Origin of the sequence: Streptomyces virginiae (genome assembly GCF_040638905.1) — a bacterium.
Taxonomy (GTDB): Bacteria; Actinomycetota; Actinomycetes; order Streptomycetales; family Streptomycetaceae; genus Streptomyces; species Streptomyces virginiae_B.
Genome location: NZ_JBEZYV010000027.1, coordinates 68,457 through 85,190, shown reverse-complemented (window position 1 = coordinate 85,190; position 16,734 = coordinate 68,457). Strand labels below are relative to the sequence as shown.

At 71.8% G+C, this 16,734-nt stretch carries 13 protein-coding genes; 2 read left to right on the top strand and 11 right to left on the bottom strand.

What is annotated here, in order from left to right; translation table 11 throughout:
* Positions 1-141: 141 nt before the first annotated feature.
* Positions 142-1,479 carry an MFS transporter gene (locus tag AB0F82_RS28770; RefSeq protein ID WP_362632519.1) on the top strand — a complete coding sequence of 446 codons (1,338 nt, stop codon included), beginning with the start codon at positions 142-144 and terminating at the stop codon, positions 1,477-1,479.
* Here the strand turns inward: AB0F82_RS28770 and AB0F82_RS28765 are convergent.
* The 3 genes from AB0F82_RS28765 to AB0F82_RS28755 all read right to left on the bottom strand — a co-directional run bounded on the left by AB0F82_RS28765 (position 1,409) and on the right by AB0F82_RS28755 (position 5,154).
* Positions 1,409-2,206: a S16 family serine protease gene (locus AB0F82_RS28765; protein WP_362632516.1), complete on the bottom strand. Its 798-nt coding sequence runs from the start codon at positions 2,204-2,206 to the stop codon at positions 1,409-1,411. The genes AB0F82_RS28770 and AB0F82_RS28765 overlap by 71 nt on opposite strands.
* Before the next feature lie 172 nt (positions 2,207-2,378).
* Positions 2,379-3,020 carry an IclR family transcriptional regulator gene (locus AB0F82_RS28760; protein ID WP_030662724.1) on the bottom strand — a complete coding sequence of 214 codons (642 nt, stop codon included), beginning with the start codon at positions 3,018-3,020 and terminating at the stop codon, positions 2,379-2,381.
* Positions 3,021-3,369: 349 nt separating this feature from the next.
* Entirely contained in the window at positions 3,370-5,154 is a 1,785-nt protein-coding gene (locus tag AB0F82_RS28755) for a DEAD/DEAH box helicase (RefSeq protein ID WP_356815162.1), read from the bottom strand.
* Positions 5,155-5,870: 716 nt separating this feature from the next.
* On the opposite strand from AB0F82_RS28755, the gene AB0F82_RS28750 reads away from it, so the two are divergent.
* On the top strand, positions 5,871-6,050 hold the full coding sequence (locus tag AB0F82_RS28750) for a hypothetical protein (RefSeq protein ID WP_362632513.1): 180 nt from the start codon (positions 5,871-5,873) through the stop codon (positions 6,048-6,050).
* Positions 6,051-6,112: 62 nt separating this feature from the next.
* On the opposite strand, the gene AB0F82_RS28745 is transcribed toward AB0F82_RS28750, so the two are convergent.
* From AB0F82_RS28745 to AB0F82_RS28710, 8 genes are all read right to left on the bottom strand, one after another.
* Positions 6,113-7,564: an MFS transporter gene (locus AB0F82_RS28745; protein WP_362632511.1), complete on the bottom strand. Its 1,452-nt coding sequence runs from the start codon at positions 7,562-7,564 to the stop codon at positions 6,113-6,115.
* A gap of 269 nt (positions 7,565-7,833) precedes the next feature.
* Entirely contained in the window at positions 7,834-8,343 is a 510-nt protein-coding gene (locus AB0F82_RS28740; RefSeq protein WP_362632509.1) for a hypothetical protein, read from the bottom strand.
* 35 nt (positions 8,344-8,378) lie between these two features.
* Complete coding sequence (locus AB0F82_RS28735) at positions 8,379-10,664, bottom strand: hypothetical protein (protein WP_362632507.1); 2,286 nt, start codon at positions 10,662-10,664, stop codon at positions 8,379-8,381.
* Between the two features lie 13 nt (positions 10,665-10,677).
* Positions 10,678-11,100, bottom strand: coding sequence for a hypothetical protein (locus tag AB0F82_RS28730; RefSeq protein WP_362632505.1), 423 nt, complete (start codon positions 11,098-11,100; stop codon positions 10,678-10,680).
* Between the two features lie 42 nt (positions 11,101-11,142).
* Positions 11,143-12,312, bottom strand: coding sequence for a type VII secretion-associated serine protease mycosin (mycP, locus tag AB0F82_RS28725; RefSeq protein WP_362632503.1), 1,170 nt, complete (start codon positions 12,310-12,312; stop codon positions 11,143-11,145).
* Between the two features lie 21 nt (positions 12,313-12,333).
* Positions 12,334-13,791, bottom strand: a complete 1,458-nt coding sequence (locus AB0F82_RS28720; RefSeq protein WP_362632501.1) for a WXG100 family type VII secretion target — start codon at positions 13,789-13,791, stop codon at positions 12,334-12,336.
* On the bottom strand, positions 13,788-14,300 hold the full coding sequence (locus AB0F82_RS28715; protein ID WP_356815153.1) for a hypothetical protein: 513 nt from the start codon (positions 14,298-14,300) through the stop codon (positions 13,788-13,790). Before AB0F82_RS28715 ends, AB0F82_RS28720 begins: the two co-directional genes overlap by 4 nt.
* Positions 14,301-14,432: 132 nt before the next feature.
* On the bottom strand, positions 14,433-16,727 hold the full coding sequence (locus AB0F82_RS28710; RefSeq protein WP_362632545.1) for a xanthine dehydrogenase family protein molybdopterin-binding subunit: 2,295 nt from the start codon (positions 16,725-16,727) through the stop codon (positions 14,433-14,435).
* Positions 16,728-16,734: the final 7 nt, after the last annotated feature.

Genomic DNA, 16,734 nt, shown 5'->3' with positions numbered 1-16,734 from the left:
CCGCACCCGCCCTCCCCCCGCGCCCGCCGCCCCGCCCTCCCGCCGCGCCCGGCCTCCGCCGCACCCTGCCCGCCGCACCGCGCACCGGTCACCGGCACACCGGCACACCGCGCGACCACCACCGCACCGAAGGAGTTCGCCGTGCCCTCCGTCGACCATGCCCGCAGCCGGGCCTTACGCCCCACGAGCCGGCGCCCGCTGGCCGCCGTACTGGCCGCCAACACGGTCTCCATAGCCGGTAGTTCGCTCACCCTGATCGGCGTGCCGTGGTTCGTGCTCCAGACCACGGGCAGCGCCGGCCGGGCCGGCGTCGTCGCCTTCTGCGCCACCCTGCCCGTCATCGTGGCCGCCCTGGTCGGCGGACCGGTCATCGACCGGATCGGCCGCCGCCGCGTCTCCGCCGCCTCCGACCTGATCTGCGGCCTGTCGGTCGGCGCGATCCCGCTGCTGCACCACCTGGGCGTGCTGGAGTTCTGGATGCTGTGCGCGCTGATGGCCGTCGGCGGCCTCGTGCACACCCCCGGGCTGACCGCCCGCGGCGTGCTCCTGCCCAACCTCGCCGAGCACGCCGGCACCACCCTCTCCCGGGCCGCGAGCCTCTACGACGCGGTCTCGCGCGGGGCACGGATGGTCGGGGCGGCCGTGGCCGGCGTATTGATCGCGGCGTTCGGCGCCGAGACCGTACTGCTGCTGGACGCGGCCACCTTCGGGGTGTCGGCGCTGCTCGTCTGCGCCTTCCTGCACGGGGTTCCCGCGGCCGAGCCGCAACGCGCCTCCGGCAAGGTCTCGTTCGCGGCCTATCGCGCCGAACTCGCCGAGGGCTGGGCGTTCCTGACCCGTTCCCGGCTGCTGCTGGGCATCACCGTGATGGTCATGATGACCAACGGCCTGGACCAGGGCTGGTCCTCGGTCCTGCTGCCCGTGCACGGCCGGGACGCCCTCGGCGGCGCCACCACGATCGGCCTGATGATCTCCCTCTTCGGCGGCTTCGCGCTGCTGGGCGCCCTGCTCTACGGGGTGTGGGGCGAGCGGTTCCCGCGCCGGGCGGTGTTCGCGGCGGCCTTCCTGGTGTCCGGCGCGACCCGGTACGCGGTGGCCGCCCTCACCGACACGACGCTGCCGCTCGCGGTGACGATGGCGCTGGCCGGCCTGGGTGCGGGCATGCTGAACCCGATCCTGTCCACGGTCCTGTACGAGCGGGTCCCCGAGGAACTGCGCAGCCGTGTCGCGGGGGTGACCACGGCGGGCTGCGAGCTGACCATGCCGCTGGGCGGACTCGCCGCGGGCCTGCTCGTCGACGGCCTCGGGGTCGGCACGGCGCTGCTGCTCTTCGGCGGCACGTACCTGCTCACGACGCTCGCCCCGCTGGTCTTCCCGGCCTGGCGCGGGATGGAGCGCGAGCCGGATGTCAGCAGGACGGGGCAGGCTCTCCCCGGTTCAGCGCGCGAAGAGCGTTCACCGCGTCCGTCAGCGAAGTGACGGGCACCAGCTGCAGCCCCTCGGGCAGCTCCGACTGCGCGTCCGCGCACTCGTCCTTCGGTACGAGGAACACGCTGGCCCCGTCGCGCCGCGCGGCCTGGGTCTTCAGGGCCACACCGCCGACGGCGCCGACCTTGCCGTCGGCGGTGATGGTGCCCGTACCGGCGATGGTGCGGCCGCCGGTGAGGTCGCCGCCGCTGCCGTCGCCGTCGAGCTTGTCGACGATGCCGAGGGAGAAGAGGAGCCCGGCGCTCGGACCGCCGACGTCGGCGAGGTTGAGGCCGACCTTCACGTCCTTGGGATCCTTGTGGAGGAAGCCGAGGGCGGCATCGGCGGCGGCCGACTGGGACTTGGCCATTTCCTCCAGATTGTGCTTCTCGATCTCCTCGTCGCTTCCACCGGAGGAGTAGACCGCCTCCCTGGGCAGGACCGCCTGATCGGTCTTGAACCAGTGGCCGACGAGCTCGGGCAGCTTCATCGTCGAGGACGGCCCGGTGGCCCGGATGGTGGTCATCCGCAGTTGGCCGCTGGTGTCCCTGACCGGGGCCCCTGAGACGCTGATGACGGGCTTGCCCTGGTCGGAGCCCAGAACGTCGGCCGTGAGCCCGGGCACGGCGACCACGAAGGGCAGCGGCGCGAAGGCCGCGGCGGCGAACAGCCCGAGCACGGGCACGGCGCAGACGGCCAGGGCGGCGGGACGCGGCAGACGTGTGAGACGAGAGAGCACCCGCCCAATCTATCCGCCCACGCCCCCTACCAGCCCCGCCGCACAACTCCGGCCCGCCGCACGATCCAGCCCCGCCGGCGTTTGAGGCGCGGGGGCCCGGGGGCAGCGCCCCCGGCAACGGCGCCGCACCCGGCAGCGAACAGCACCCACCCCTGTCCGCCGGGCCCGCGGCCTAGCGAAGGGCGTCGGCGACCTCCCGCGCCGCGTCCACCACGCGCGGCCCCACCCGCTCCGGCACGGCGTCGGCCAGCATGACGACGCCGACGCTGCCCTCCAGCCCGCTGATGCCCACCAGCGGCGCCGCAGCCCCGCTGGCGCCCGCTTCGAGCTCGCCGTGGGTCAGCGTGTACCCCGGTTCGATGAGGGAGCCCTGACGGGCGGCCAGAATGGCCCGCCCTGCGGCCCCGCGGTCCAGCGGGTGCCGGAACCCGGCCCGGTAGGCCACGTGGTAGTCCGTCCAGGTCGGCTCCACGACGGCGACGGCGAGCGCCTCGGTGCCGTCGACGAGGGTCAGGTGCGCGGTGGCGCCTATGTCCTCGGCGAGGGACCGCAGAGCGGGCAGGGCGGCCTCGCGCACCAGCGGGTGCACCTGCCGGCCCAGCCGCAGCACCCCGAGCCCGACCCTGGCCCGGCCGCCGAGGTCACGGCGGACCAGGGCGTGCTGTTCGAGGGTGGCCAGGAGCCGGTAGACCACCGTGCGGTTGACGCCGAGGCGGTTGGAGAGCTCGGTGACGGTCAGACCGTGGTCGGTGTCGGCGAGCAGTTTGAGGACTCTGAGCCCTCTGTCGAGAGTCTGGGAGGTTTCCGCGGTCACGACGCCTCTCCCTCTTTCGGTGAGCGGCGGTGACTCTCGCGGTGGCACACCGCCGGTCCCGCGGCGGCGCACAGGAGAGGCCGCCGGTAGCGGCCATTGCACCGGCTGCGCTCCCGCGGCGGCGCTGCCACGGTGCGTTCGATGCGGGGAATGTAGCGAGCAGGTCCGCTCAGCGGAAGGGCTCGTCCAGAATCCGGGCGCGTGCTACCTGTTTGTGCCGTTTCCTGATCGCCTCAAGTGTCGTTTCGTGACAACGATTCGCACAGGTGCGGAAACGACGGGACGACGACGGGGTCCGTGCGAACCTCCGCACGGACCCCGTCACACGTACTGGGTGAAATCACCGGACTCACCGCATACGGGTCGCCCACTCCTGCACCTTCTTGATGCGCTCGCGGATCTGCCCCGCGGTCGCCTCCGCGCTCGGCGGCCCGCCGCAGACGCGGCGCAGCTCCGTGTGGATCACGCCGTGCGGCTTGCCGCTCTGGTGGACGTAGGCGCCCACCATCGTGTTGAGCGACTTGCGTAGTTCCAGCAGTTCCTTGTGGGAAACCACGGGCCGCCGTTCGGCCGGCAGCTCCAGCAGGTCCGCCTCCGTGTCGGGCTTGCGCCTGCTGTGCGCGATCTGCCGGGACTGCCGCTTCTGCAGCAGCATCTGCACCTGGTCCGGTTCCAGCAGCCCGGGAATGCCGAGGTAGTCCTGCTCCTCCTCGCTGCCCGGGTGCGCCTGCATGCCGAACTCCGCGCCGTCGTACAGCACCCGGTCGAAGACGGCGTCGGACTCCAGCGCCTCGAAGGACATCTGCTCGTCCTCGCCGGTGTCCTCGTCCTCCTGCCGGTTCGCCTCGTCCATCTCCTTCTCGGACTCGGCGTACGGGTCCTCCTCGCCCTGCTTCTTCGGCTTGTCGAGGACGTGGTCGCGCTCGACCTCCATCTCGTTGGCGAAGCCGAGGAGGTAGGGGATGGTCGGGAGGAACACGGACGCCGTCTCGCCGCGCCTGCGCGAACGCACGAAGCGTCCGACGGCCTGTGCGAAGAACAGCGGGGTGGAGATCGTCGTCGCGTACACGCCGACCGCGAGGCGCGGTACGTCGACGCCTTCGGACACCATGCGGACCGCGACCATCCAGCGGTCGTCGTTCGCGCTGAAGGTGTCGATGTTCTTCGACGCCCCGGTGTCGTCGGACAGCACCAGGGTCGGCCTGGTCCCGGTGATCTCCCGGATGAGCTTGGCGTACGCGCGGGCCGAGTCCTGGTCGGAGGCGATGACGAGCCCCCCCGCGTCCGGGATGCCCTTGCGGACCTCGGTGAGCCGCCGGTCGGCGGCGCGCAGCACGTTCGGCATCCAGTCGCCGCGCGGGTCCAGGGCGGTGCGCCAGGCCTGCGAGATGGCGTCCTTGGTCATCGGCTCGCCGAGCCGGGCGGCGATCTCGTCGCCGGCCTTGGTCCGCCAGCGCATGTTGCCGCTGTAGGAAAGGAAGATGACCGGCCGGACGACGCCGTCGCCGAGGGCGTTGCCGTAGCCGTAGGTGTAGTCGGCGGAGGACCGCCGGATCCCGTCGTTGCCCTCTTCGTAGGTCACGAACGGAATGGGGTTGGTGTCGGACCGGAAGGGCGTACCGGTCAGCGCGAGCCTGCGGGTCGCCGGGTCGAACGCCTCCAGGCAGGCCTCGCCCCAGGACTTCGAGTCACCGGCGTGGTGGATCTCGTCGAGGATCACCAGGGTCTTGCGCTGCTCGCAGCGGTTGCGGTGGAGCATGGGGCGCACGCCGACACCGGCGTAGGTGACGGCGACCCCGTGGTAGTCCTTGCTGAGCGGCCCCGCCGAGTACTCGGGGTCGAGCCGGATGCCTATCCGGGCGGCGGCCTCGGCCCACTGCTTCTTCAGGTGCTCGGTGGGCGCGACGACGGTCACCTGCTGCACCACGTGGTGGTGCAGCAGCCAGGAGGCGAGGGTGAGGGCGAAGGTGGTCTTGCCTGCGCCCGGGGTCGCGACGGCGAGGAAATCCCGGGGCTGGTTCTGGATATAGCGGTCCAGCGCTCCCTGCTGCCAGGCGCGCAGCTTGCTGGCGGTGCCCCACGGGGCACGGCCGGGGAAGGCTGGTGAGAGGTGGTGGGAGGCGGTAGTAGTCACGGTCTCCGGTTCGTGCTCTCGGCGTACTCGGTACGGGGCAGGCGGTCGTACGTAGGACAACCGGGCCACCCTACCGGGGCGGGCCCGCCCCTTGCGGAGGGACAGGCCCGTGACCTCGGGCGGTGCGGCGAGCGTCACATGGAGCGCAGCCGGGCGGCGATCGCCGCGATCTCCGCGATCTCCGTCTCGTGCCCGGCCGCCACGTCGATGACCAGGGCGTAGGCGCGTTCCTGGTCCACGTCGGCGAGGTCGACGCCGTTGACGGCGGGGAGGGTCGCGGCCGCCGGCGACGAGGGGGTGGTGGGTGGCGATGCCGTGCAGCAGCGCGGCGGCCTGCCCGTACGGGTCCTCGTACGGGTCCTCGTTCGGGTCCTTCGTACGCCGGCGTCCCGGATGTGCGGGCGCGCGGCCGGTGCACCGCCAGGTCCGGCAGGCCGGGGGCGCGCGGCTCGACGGGCCGACCCCGGCCGGGCGGGCGTGGCGGGGTAGGGCGTGGCGGCGTAGGGGGTGCAGGCCGGATCAGGGAGCGGGTTCTGGCGGCACGGGCCCTGACCCGGCCCGCAGGCCGAGGGAAGGATCGCGAGGACAACGCGGCGAGGCGCGGCACCAGGGACCGCGAGCCCGGACCTCGGCGGGGGGGAGGCGAGGGGGAGGTGAGGGGGAGGTGCCGGCGGGGCCCGGTGGTGTCCACTGGCCGAGCCTCCGCAGGAGGGGGCATGGGGGTCGGCGGGCCGTCCGGCCGCTTGCGCGACCTCGTCCCGCTCGGCCCGCACGCGGGCCCGCACGGCCTGCCGTACGACGTCCTCGGGCGGGCACCCTGTGGCATCGGCCAGATCGCCAAGCCCGGCGAACTCGGCGAACTCGGCGAACTCGGTGCCAGGGGAACCCGACGGTGATCCCGTTCATGGCGCCGGATGCAGCCGCCGATCGGGGGGCGCGGCACCCGTGCTTCCGGGGCTCAGCCCTCGGCGGGCTCCAGCCGGGTCGCGACCCACGCTCCCACCAGTGCCACGCACGCCATCGGCAGGAACACCACCGCGAAGGCGGCGGGGTGCGAGGCACCCGCCCCGGCGGCGGTCACGGCGTGCGCGGCCCCGACCGCCCCGCCGCCGAGCGCGGCGAAGGCGGCGCCGCCGGCGGCCAGCAGGACTACGTTGGCGAGGGCGTCGGAGATCTGCAGGGCGGCGGAGTTGGCACCGACCTCCTGCGGCGGGGACAGCTTCAGCAGCAGCACGCTCGTGGAGCCGATCACCAGGCCCATCCCGAGGCATCCCACGGCCCAGACCGGCGCCAGCGTCCACACGGGGACGGACTCGACGAGCACGGCGGGCGCGGCGGCGATGGCCAGAGCCACCAGCACCATGCCGATGACCATCAGCCGTTCCCGGTACGGGGCCGTCCGGCCCTGCGACTGCACCCAGGAGCCACCCGCCCAGGTCACCCCGCCCAGCGCGAGAGAGAAGCCGGCCATGGTCGGGCTCAGCCCCCGCTGGGTGACGAGCATCAGCGGTACGAAGCTCTCGGCGGCGACGAACGCCCCCGCGGCGACCCCGCGCAGCAGCACCACGGACGGCAGCCCGCGCCGGGCCAGGTAGGTCCCGCGCGGCAGCAGCCCCAGCACGGCGGGCACCAGCAGGGCCGCGCCGGCGATGCCGGGTACGAGCGAGAGCCACCGCAGGTCCTGGGCGGCGTACTGGAGCAGGCCCGCGCCGACGGAGATCCCGAGCGCCAGCCGGATGCGCCGCCGGTCGAAGGCGCGGGGCTCGCCGTCGACGGGACCGGAGGCGGTCCGGCGTATGGCGGGCAGTGCGACGACGAGCGGTACGACGACGAGCACGGGTATGCCGAGGAACACCCACCGCCAGCCGAGGTGCTCGGTGACCGTGCCGGCGGCGAGCGGTCCGACGATGGAGGGGACGACCCAGCTGGCGGCGAAGGCGGCCATGATCGCGGGCCGCAGCCGCTCCTCGTAGGCCCGGCTGACGACGACGTACAGCGCGACGATGACGAGCCCGCCGCCGAAGCCCTGTACGGCGCGGCCGCAGACGAACACCCACATCGCGCCGGCAGTCCCGGAGACCAGGAGTCCCGAGGCGAAGGCGGCGATCCCGACGGTCAGCGGCTTGAGCGGACCGTGCCGGTCGGCCCATTGGCCGGCCAGGACCATGCCGAAGAGGCTGGTCGTGAAGTAGGAGGAGAAGGCGAAGGCGTAGAGCCCGATCCCGTCGAGCTCGCGGGCGGCGACGGGCATGGCCGTGCCGACGGCGGTCGCCTCGAAGGCGATGAGGAAGACGACCGAGATGATCCCGATGCTGAGCGTCCGGTACGCGGGGCCCATGACACCGCTGTCCCGCGGCGGGGTGGGGAGGGCTGCGGTTCTCTGCGGCACGCGGGGTTCGAGGGCGCTCATCGGCCCAGCGTAAGGTGCACAGCCCCGTTTCGACCCTGTCCGTTCGACCGATCCCGCCCTCCGCCCCGGGTCCTAGGCCTGTGAACCACAGCCGCACGCCAACCCTGTTGCGGCCCGACCCGCCTCCTCTCCGGCCCGGCGCCGGCCCCCGTACGGTCGAGGACACCACCACAGCCGCACGCCGGAACCCCGGCCACGCCCTGGAGGGCGAAGGCCGCTCGGCGGCAGGCGCACCCCGAGCGGCCTTCGCCTTCACTGCCGCCGCCGCGCTATGTGTCGCAGCCGGCCTGCTGCCGCGCCGACTCCATGAACGTCTGCATCAGCGCGGCGAATGCGGGGCGCCGCTCCTCCTGTTTCAGCCCGTCCGGCACGGCATCGATGAACAACGTGAGGTCGAAGGCTTCAGCTGACCCCGTACACCCGAGGACAACAGCGGCCCCGCTGTCCCACAGCTTGCTGTTGCCGGCGTAGGGCAGCACCTCGGGTCGGTGCTTCTCCACCTCGGAACCCCAAGTGACCTCCTGTCCCGCAGGCCTGCGCTCCGCCGAAGCGGTCAAGCGCGGCTTGCCGTCGACCTCGATGTTGCAAGTGGCCTTGGTTCGGCCTGCGGTCAGGCGGAGGTCTCCCGGGGAGTCGACTCGCACCTCGTCACCGGTACCCACGAAGGGAGCGAGTTCGGCCGGAGTGAACACCCCGAAGCAGGTGGACGAGGGCAGCTCGGGCGAGGCCGACTCCTTGCCGTCGGAGCAGCCGGCCAGCATCGCGGTTCCCACGGCCACAGCGACCAGCGCACACGGGATGCGCACCCGGGACATCAGGATCCGCCGTTCATCGTCGCCACGAGGCCGCGACCCACCGAATGCGCGTTCGCCGCCTCGGTGGAGGCGACACCTGCATAGGAGTTGACCGTACGTTCGGACAATCCCGACCCACGCGCCGCGATGCGCACCGAATCAGCGGCGGCGGTCGACGCGGCCGTCTGCGACCTCGTGAAGTCCGTTCCCGCCTGCTGATTGCTGCCCTCCACTTTCTTCGCGGCGTCCTCCTTCGCCCCCTCGACCACGCTCGCGGTGATGTCCTCCTGCAGTGCTCCCACCACGTCCCCGGCGAGGGGTACCAGTTCCAGGTACTTTCCGCCTGCAGCACTGATGCCGCGATTGACCCACTTGGCGTTTTCCTCGACGCCCTTGACGTACTCCTCCGCCTTATGCGCATTCGCCCCGAACGTGCCCTCGGCTCGGGCCTGGGAGAGCATGCCGGCGATCTCTCCGCCCGGATGCACCGCGACCTTGATCGCCGCGTCGACGTCGTCGTACTCGCCCTGATGGGCGAACACGTCACTGACCAGGGCAGTGGTGAAAGTCCGCTGCGCCGTGGTCATCGCGCCGTAGGCGTCCGGATCCTGTCCCACCGCCCCGATGAACCTGGCCATGCCAGCCTTGTCGAACTCGGCCATCACACCGTTGGCCTTGATCGTGCGGCTGTTGTTGTCCGCCGCCGCCTGGATGTCCGGCATGTACTCCGCCGCCATTTGGCCGAAGTGACCGGACAGGCCGTTCAGCGGCCCCTCCGGGTCCCCCGGCTTCGCATCCACCAGCTCCGGCTTGTCGCCGACCTTCTCGACGATCCGTTCCATGACGGCCGTCATCGCCTCCGTGTGCGGCACGGGCTTCGCGTCCTCGTCGCCCGGGCTGCGGCCCGACACCGCCGCCAGCAGGGCGTCGCCGAGGGCTTGTTGGGCCGGGCGGAGGTCGCCGGTGCGGGTGATGTCGAAGCCGTCCATGTACGGTTTCTTGTCGAGCATGTAGTCGACCATGCCGCGGTCCTTGCCGTGCTGCCCGCCAACCGGCTTGTCGTCCTTCGTGACGATGCCGTCCTTGTTGCTGTCCTCGCGGACCGGCTCGTTGAAGAAGGCCGTCGCCGCGTCCGGGTTGTTGCCCAGCGCCTCCATGAGCCCGGTCAGCGGGTAGAAGCCGCGGCCGCCCTCCGGGCCCTGGTTCAGGACGGTCTCCAGGCCGATCGGCGTGTGGAACTCCCAGGCCTGCGGGTCCTTGCGGTCCATGGCGATCATGTCGCGGCCGACCGAAGTCAGGAACTCGGTGTCGTACTTCCCCTCGCGCAGCAGCGCGCCGAGTGCCTGGTAGCCGTAGATCTGCCGGACACCGCCGAAGACGGCCATCTCCTTGTGCCCGGCCTTCATCAGCTGGGCCGTCCAGGCCGCGTCCAGGTGGCCCGGTACGTCCTTGTGGGTGGCCAGGCCGAGCATCGCGCCCATGTCGCTCTGGATGTTCGCGACCATCAGCGCCCGGTCCTTGCCGGCGGCGCCCAGGCTCGTCGCGTCCAGGGACATCGCGGAGTACATCTGCAGCGTGCCCTCGGCCCCGATGGTCCGGAACAGGCCCGTCGAGAACTCGGGGTCCTCGCGGTTGTCGTCCAGCAGCTCCTCCAGCTCGCGCAGCGCCTCGACGTTGCGGGCGGTGCCGCCGGCGCCGGTGACCTTCTTCATCAGGTCGGCGGCGCGGGCCGCCTGCTCGGCGTCGAGGGTGGTGAACTTCGGCCCGCTGAAGTCGTGTTCGTCCGTCACGTTCGCCCGGAGTACGCGGACCAGGGAGTCGTCGGCGTCCTGGGCGTTCTCGACGGCCCGGTTGACCTGGGACTGCCAGACGTTGCGGTTCGCGTTGAGGGTCTGCTGGTAGTCGGGGTCGTGGCGGGCCGCGTTCCGCTCGGCCTCGGTGGGGAGGGGGACGGCGCTGACCCGACCGGTGGCGTCGATCCGGAAGCCGGCCGCCGGGGCCTCCGCGGCGAGCCGCTTCAGCTCGTCCTGGGCGGCCTTGAGGGTGGCGTGGGCGTCGGCGAGGACCTGGTGCATCCCCTTGGCCGCCTTGGCCGCGTCCTCGAACTCCTTCGCCGTCTTGTCGACGAACCCGCGCGCCACCCCGGCGGTGACCCCGCTCCACTCGGCCTTGTCGGACTTCGCCTTCATGCCGTTGCGGGCGGCCTCGGCCATCTCGTCGAGCTTGCCGGCCATGGCCGTCCAGTCGGTGACCGCGGTCCGGAGCTTGTCCAGGGGTGCGTTCAGCACGTTCTCGTACGTCAGCATGCGGGTGCCTTGCCTACTTCAGGTACGTGTCGATGGCGGACGCCGTGAAGTCGGCGTGGAGCTGCTGCTCGTCCTTCGCGTGGGAGGAGAGCGAGTAGTTCAGGCCGTTGGAGATGTTGGCGCAGGCGGCCACGAGGGTCTTCACCTGGGTCTCCCAGAGGGTGTTGGCCTTGGCCAGGGCGGCCCCGCTCGCGAAGCCTTCCCTGGTCAGGGCCCCGGCGGCCTCGGTGGTCGCGGTGGCGGCGTGCTTGCCGTCGGTCTGGAGGCGGGTGTGCAGCTTGTACGCCTCGGAGCCGACGGCTCCGATCTGGTCCTGGTCGAGGGCGAGGTCGGCGGCGCCGGTCCCGCCTCCGGGGGCGGGGGCCTGGTTGAGCCGCATGGCGGCGTTGGAGCCGGCCGTGGCGCGAGCCGCCGACCATTCCTCGTCGAACGACATCGCGTGAACCTCCGAGTGGGAGCCGGTCAGGTCAGGGGCGGATCAACGATTGCGGCGCACGATGACGGCGGTAACGGCTCCGCCGATGAGCACGCAGACCCCGAGCCCGAGCCCGACCCAGAGCAGGGAGCTGCCGCCCTTCTTCTCCTCGGCGGTCTGGGGGGCGGGGGTAGGTGCGGCCGGGGGGGCTGCTGAAGGCGACTTGGTCGCGGCCTGGGATGCGGCCAGATCGGGCAGCGGATAGACGTCCGCCGGCCCCGGGTCCCCAGGCGTCTGCAACGCGACCCGTGGCCGGACGACGCCGTAGCCGACGTAGTCGTTGCGCTGAGTCCCGTCGACGGGCTTGCCGGCGGTGTTCAGCAGAACGCGTAGGACTTGGTTATTGGTCCACTCGGGGTGGGCAGACCAGAGCAGCGCGGCGGACGCGGAGGCGAGGGCGGAGGCGTCACTAGTGCCGTTGGTTTTGCAGATTCCCGTCTTGCCCTTGCAAGCCGTAACGATGTCCTTCCCAGGTGCGGCCACATCCACCTGCGGACCATGCTGAGACTCGCTTGTTGGCTCGCCCTCGGGGTCCACTGCTCCGACACCCACTACGCCCGGAGTCCCAGCGGGGTACTGAACCTCGTTCGTCGAGTTTCCGTAGTTCCCCACCGCAGCAAAGATGATTTTGCCCTTGGAGAGGGCGTACTTCACGGCAGCAGCACGCCCTTGATCCTGCTCAGCCGTACTGTGCAGGCCCATGGAGATGTTGATCACCCTGGCATCCGAGTCGGCGGCGTATCGAATGGCCTCCACCATGGACGGCGTCGATGCCGCCTCCAGCATGTCGGGGATGCGGATCGGGAGGATCTTTACACCTGGCGCGAGACCATAGCCACCGTCTCCCGTCGGATGCTTCCCCGTTGCAGCAATCATCGCGGCAATGCCAGTGCCATGGCCGAAGTAGTCGTTGTCTCTACCAACCTCGGCATCAGCTACAGGAAAGGCCCTACCGGGAAGAACCTGGCCTTCGAGCTCCGGGATCTGGTTGACACCGGTGTCAATGACAGCAACGGTGATGCCCTTGCCCGTGCTGATCTTCCAGATCTCGTCTGCCTTCATGGCGTCGAGATGCCACTGCTGCGATCGGATGGTCTCCGCGTGGGCCGGGGTCGCGGCGACCCCGGCCAGCAGGAGGCCCACCAGAGCCGCGGTCGCCTTGCGCATGTGCATCTCGTGCAACTTCCGTTCTGGTCAGTCGATCACAGGCGGGGCAACACGGCGGGTGCCCTGCCAGGTCTCTTCGTCCTCGGTCAGGTAGTCGGGACGTTCGCTTCCCTGGCCGTCCCGACTCCTGCCCGGAGTCTGCGTAGCCGCGTGCCCCACGGGGCCCGCACCGTTGCGCACGAGGCCCGAACCGCCCTGGGTGAACGGCTGGCCCGCCGCAATCGGGCGCCCAACCGCACCGGCCTGACGCCCGCCCATGACGCCCCCCGGCTCCGAAGCCAGTCGTCGGCCGGCGGGAAGGCCTCCTTGGCTGCCGCCGTAGTGGCCGCCAGCGCCGTGGCCCAGACCGCCGCCCATGGGACGGCCGGCCTGCGATCCCTCGCCGATGACCGTACCGCGCGGAATGCCCGAGCTCGGGCCGGTGGACGTCACAGGACGGCCGCCCGTGATGCCGGCGTCACGCGGGGGCAGCCCGGGCGTTCCAATGACCTTGCCGCCGGGAATGCCGGGACCGCCCGTACCCGGGTACGGGCCGATGCCGGGGCCGGTGGCAAAGGGCCCAGGTCCGCCCTTTAGCCCGCCTACTGGCGGAATGGCCACGGGCGGAACGAAGGGGCCGGGAGCGACGGGGCCCGTGGTCGGCGGGAGAGAAGGAGGCGTGGTCACCGGCGGCGTGGTCGTGGGCGGAAGCGTACCGACGGTGTCGAGGTCGACGTCCACATTGCGATCCGGTGCAGACGGGACGGAGACCGACGGGGCCGTGTTGTCCGGCCGCGGCTGCTGCCCAGGCACCGAACCAGATTCACTCGAGCGCACTCCACCGGATTCACCAGAAGAGGCGTAGGCGGAGGTGGCAGAGCTCCCACCCCCGTAGCCTGCACCTCCTTCACTGGCACGCGCGACGTCCTGACTTCCGTCACGGACGACCGGCACGAGAACCTGAGGCGGCGGCGGGAACGTCGGGATCTCCGCCTTGCCCATCTGCACGGCGGACTGGTCGTACGCCCCAGCCAGCTTGTTCATCGCATCTACGGCCCGCGCGTGGTCTCCGCTCAGCTTCGACCATGCCTCCTGGCCGAGCTGCACCGCGCCAGGGTCGTTGTGGTACTCGCGGGACGTCGCCAGGTTCTCCCTGAGCTTCGCGTCGGCAGCCGCGTCGTACGGGGGGAAGTTCCCCCCACCGTCCTTCGACGGCTTGACCTCGCGCATGACCTGCGCCGCCTCGGCCATGTACTTGCCGCCAGCGGTGCTGTAGTCGGCCAGCAGCAGCGTCGCGCTGCCCGCCTGGCTCACCCAGTTCTGAAAGGCCGTAGCGCCTTCGCCTTCCCAGCCCTTGACCTTGTGGTCCTTGAGCTGGGTCCCGATCTTCTTGATCGTCTTGGCCGCATCCGTCAGCTTCGTGCCCAGCGCCGCCACCTTCGCCGGATCGAGCGACTCGATCATCGCGTGCAGCTGTGCGTGCGTGTATCCCTCGAAATCCGTCATCCGAGCGGAGCCCCCTTCTTCGTCACGTTCGGCTGCGGGCTGTCGCTCTTCTTCTCCGCGTACGGGTCGCGGTCCTCGACGTAGTGGTCGTGGGCCTGCTTGGCGATGACGACCATGCGTCGCTTCTGCTCCTCGTCCACTTCCGCGTAACCGCCGTTAGCGGACTGGACCGCGATGCCCAGACCCTCGATCTGCTCTGCCAACCCCTTCGACAGCTTCTGCAGCTCCGTATGGACGGTCTTGTACGCCTCGTACAGCTTGTCCGCCTCGGGGAAGCCCGTTCCCAGGGCGCCCGCCGGGAGGGTGTCGTCGGCCAGCTTGCCGTGGTGCGCCGGGGACTCCTGAAGAGATGTCAGGAGGCCGTCCACCAAGGTCTTGTAGCCCTTCAGGTCGTCGTACTCGACCCGCAGGGCCGCCGCCCTGGCCTGCGCGTCCGCCTGGGCTCTGATCGATGCCGCGACGTCCCCCGACAGGCCTAGCGCCAGAACCCCGCCGTTGTCCTCTGCCACGATGGCCTCCCCGACTCCCCGTCCCCGTTCGCACCCGTTCGCACGTGCGCGCGCACACTCTCGGCGATCACTCTATCGACCGGCACCGACAGGCCCAAGTCCAGGGTTGCACGTGCAATGCGGGTCACACGGTCACGAGTTGGGCGCCCCCACCGCCGCCGAGGGCCTGATCGGGAGCCTGTTGACCGGGCGGCCCGTGGCTGCGCGGACCGCCGAGGCGATCGCCGCCGGGGTCGTCACCACCGGGACCGCGCTCGCCGCCTTCGCGCCGAAGGGGGCCACCACGTCGCGTTCCTCGACCAGTTTGACGATGCGGACCGTCGGGGCGTCCAGCGCCGTCGGCAGGGCGTAGCCCGTCAGGTCGGGGTGGCGGACCAGGCCGGCGACCGTGCGGAGGTTCTCCGTCAGGGCCGCGCCCACGCCCTGGGTGACGCCCGCTTCGATACGGGCCTCCAGCTGGCGGGGGTTGAGGACGCGGCCCACGTCCTGGGCCACCGCGAGCTCCACCACCCGTACCGAGCCCAGCTCGATGTCCACGTCCACCACCGCGCGGATCGCGCAGAAGGCGAGGCCCACGAACGCGTCGCCCTGACCGTCCGCGTCCAGCGGTTCCGTCGGGTGGGGGCGGCACTGGGCGGTCGCCCAGAGTTCCTTGCCCGCCATGGCCTCCGAGACCGTCATCGAGAACGCGCCGTCGTAGGAGGTGATGCGGCCGTCCTGGATCTGCAGGAGTTCCGTCGACATGCCCAGCTTGTGGGCCATCGGCTGCAGGAGCTGGGTGCGGACCATCTTGGCGGCCCGTTCCACCGCGCCGCCCGACACCCACGTGTGGCGGCCGTGCGCCGCCGGGCCGGCCGGCGGCTGGTCGGTGTCCACCGGGGCCACCGCCACCTCGTCGACGCCCAGGACCTCCTGGACGATCTGGCGGGCCAGGGTGGCGAAGCCCTGCCCGGTGTCGACGGCCGCGCAGATGACGGTCGCAGCGCCGCCCACCACCTTCACGGTGGCGGTGGAGACCTCGTCGGTCCCCTCGGCGCCGAGCATGTGCACCATGCCGACCCCGTAGCCGACGCCGCGCCGCACGGCGCCCGGCTCGCCCGCGCCCTCCGGGCCGCCGGGCAGCAGCCACTCGTCCTCGGGTGCGTCCTTCGGGAGGGCGGGCAGCTCGAAGTCGCGCACCGCGCGCAGCAGTTCCGCCACCGGCGCCGGGCAGGTCACCGTCTGGCCGGTGGGGAGCAGGTCTCCGGTCGCCAGGACGTTGCGCATGCGCAGTTCCGCGCCGTCGATGCCGAGGGCGGCCGCGAGCTTGTCCATCTGGCCCTCGTAGGCGGCGCACACCTGCATCGCGCCCTCACCGCGGACGTGGCCCGACGGCGGGTTGTTGGTGCGTACCACCCAGCCCTCGACGAAGGCGTGCGGGACGACGTACGGGCCGCAGGCGAAGGCCACCGCCGCCGCCAGGGATTCCGCGGAGGCGTCGGCGTACGCGCCCGCGTCCATCAGGATCTGCGCCTCCACCTTGACCAGGCGGCCCTCCGCGTCCGCGTGGTGGCGGTAGCGCAGCAGGGTCGGGTGGCGGTGGGTGTGGCCGAGGAAGGACTCCTCGCGGGTGGCGGCCAGCTTCACCGGGCAGCCGGTGCGCAGGGCGAGGAGGCCCAGCGGGAGCTGGAAGGCTGCGTCCTCGCGGTCGGCCGTCGCGCCCGGCACGCCGGTGACGACGACGCGTACGCGGTCGGGTTCCAGGCCGAAGCAGGCGGCGGCCAGGTCGCGGTCGGTGTGCGGGTCGGTGGAGGCGGTGTAGAGGTCGACGCCGCCGTCGGGGCGGGGCACGGCCAGCCCGGCCTCGGCGCCGATGGGCGCGGGGTCCTGGCGGCCGATCCGGTACAGGCCCTCGACGACGACCTCGCCGGTGGCCTCCGGGTCGCCGTAGCGCAGCGGGATGTGCCGGATCAGGTTGCCGTCGGGGTGCAGGGCGGCGGCGCCGAAGGACTGCTCGGGGTCGGTGACCGGGTCGAGGAGCTCGTACTCGACGGCGATCGCGGCCGCGGCGAGCCGTGCCGTGTCGGGGTGGTCGGCGGCGACGGCGGCGATGGGCTCGCCGTGGTGGCGTACGACGTCGTGCGCGAACACCGGCCGGTCGGCGATCCGGCGGCCGTGGGTGGTCGCGCCGGGTACGTCGGCGTGGGTGACGACGGCGCGCACGCCGGGCATCTCGGCGGCGGCCGTGGTGTCGATGGAGACGATCCGGGCGTGGGCGTGCGGGGAGCGCAGCACGGCGGCCCACAGCAGCCCCTCGGCCCACAGGTCGGCGGCATAGGGGAAGGTGCCCTCGGTCTTGGCGCGGGTGTCGGCGGCCTCGACGGAGGCGCCGATGCCGCGCGGAACCTGCGGTCCGTCCGGTTCCGGCGTCGTCGTCAGCGCGGTCATCGTGGTG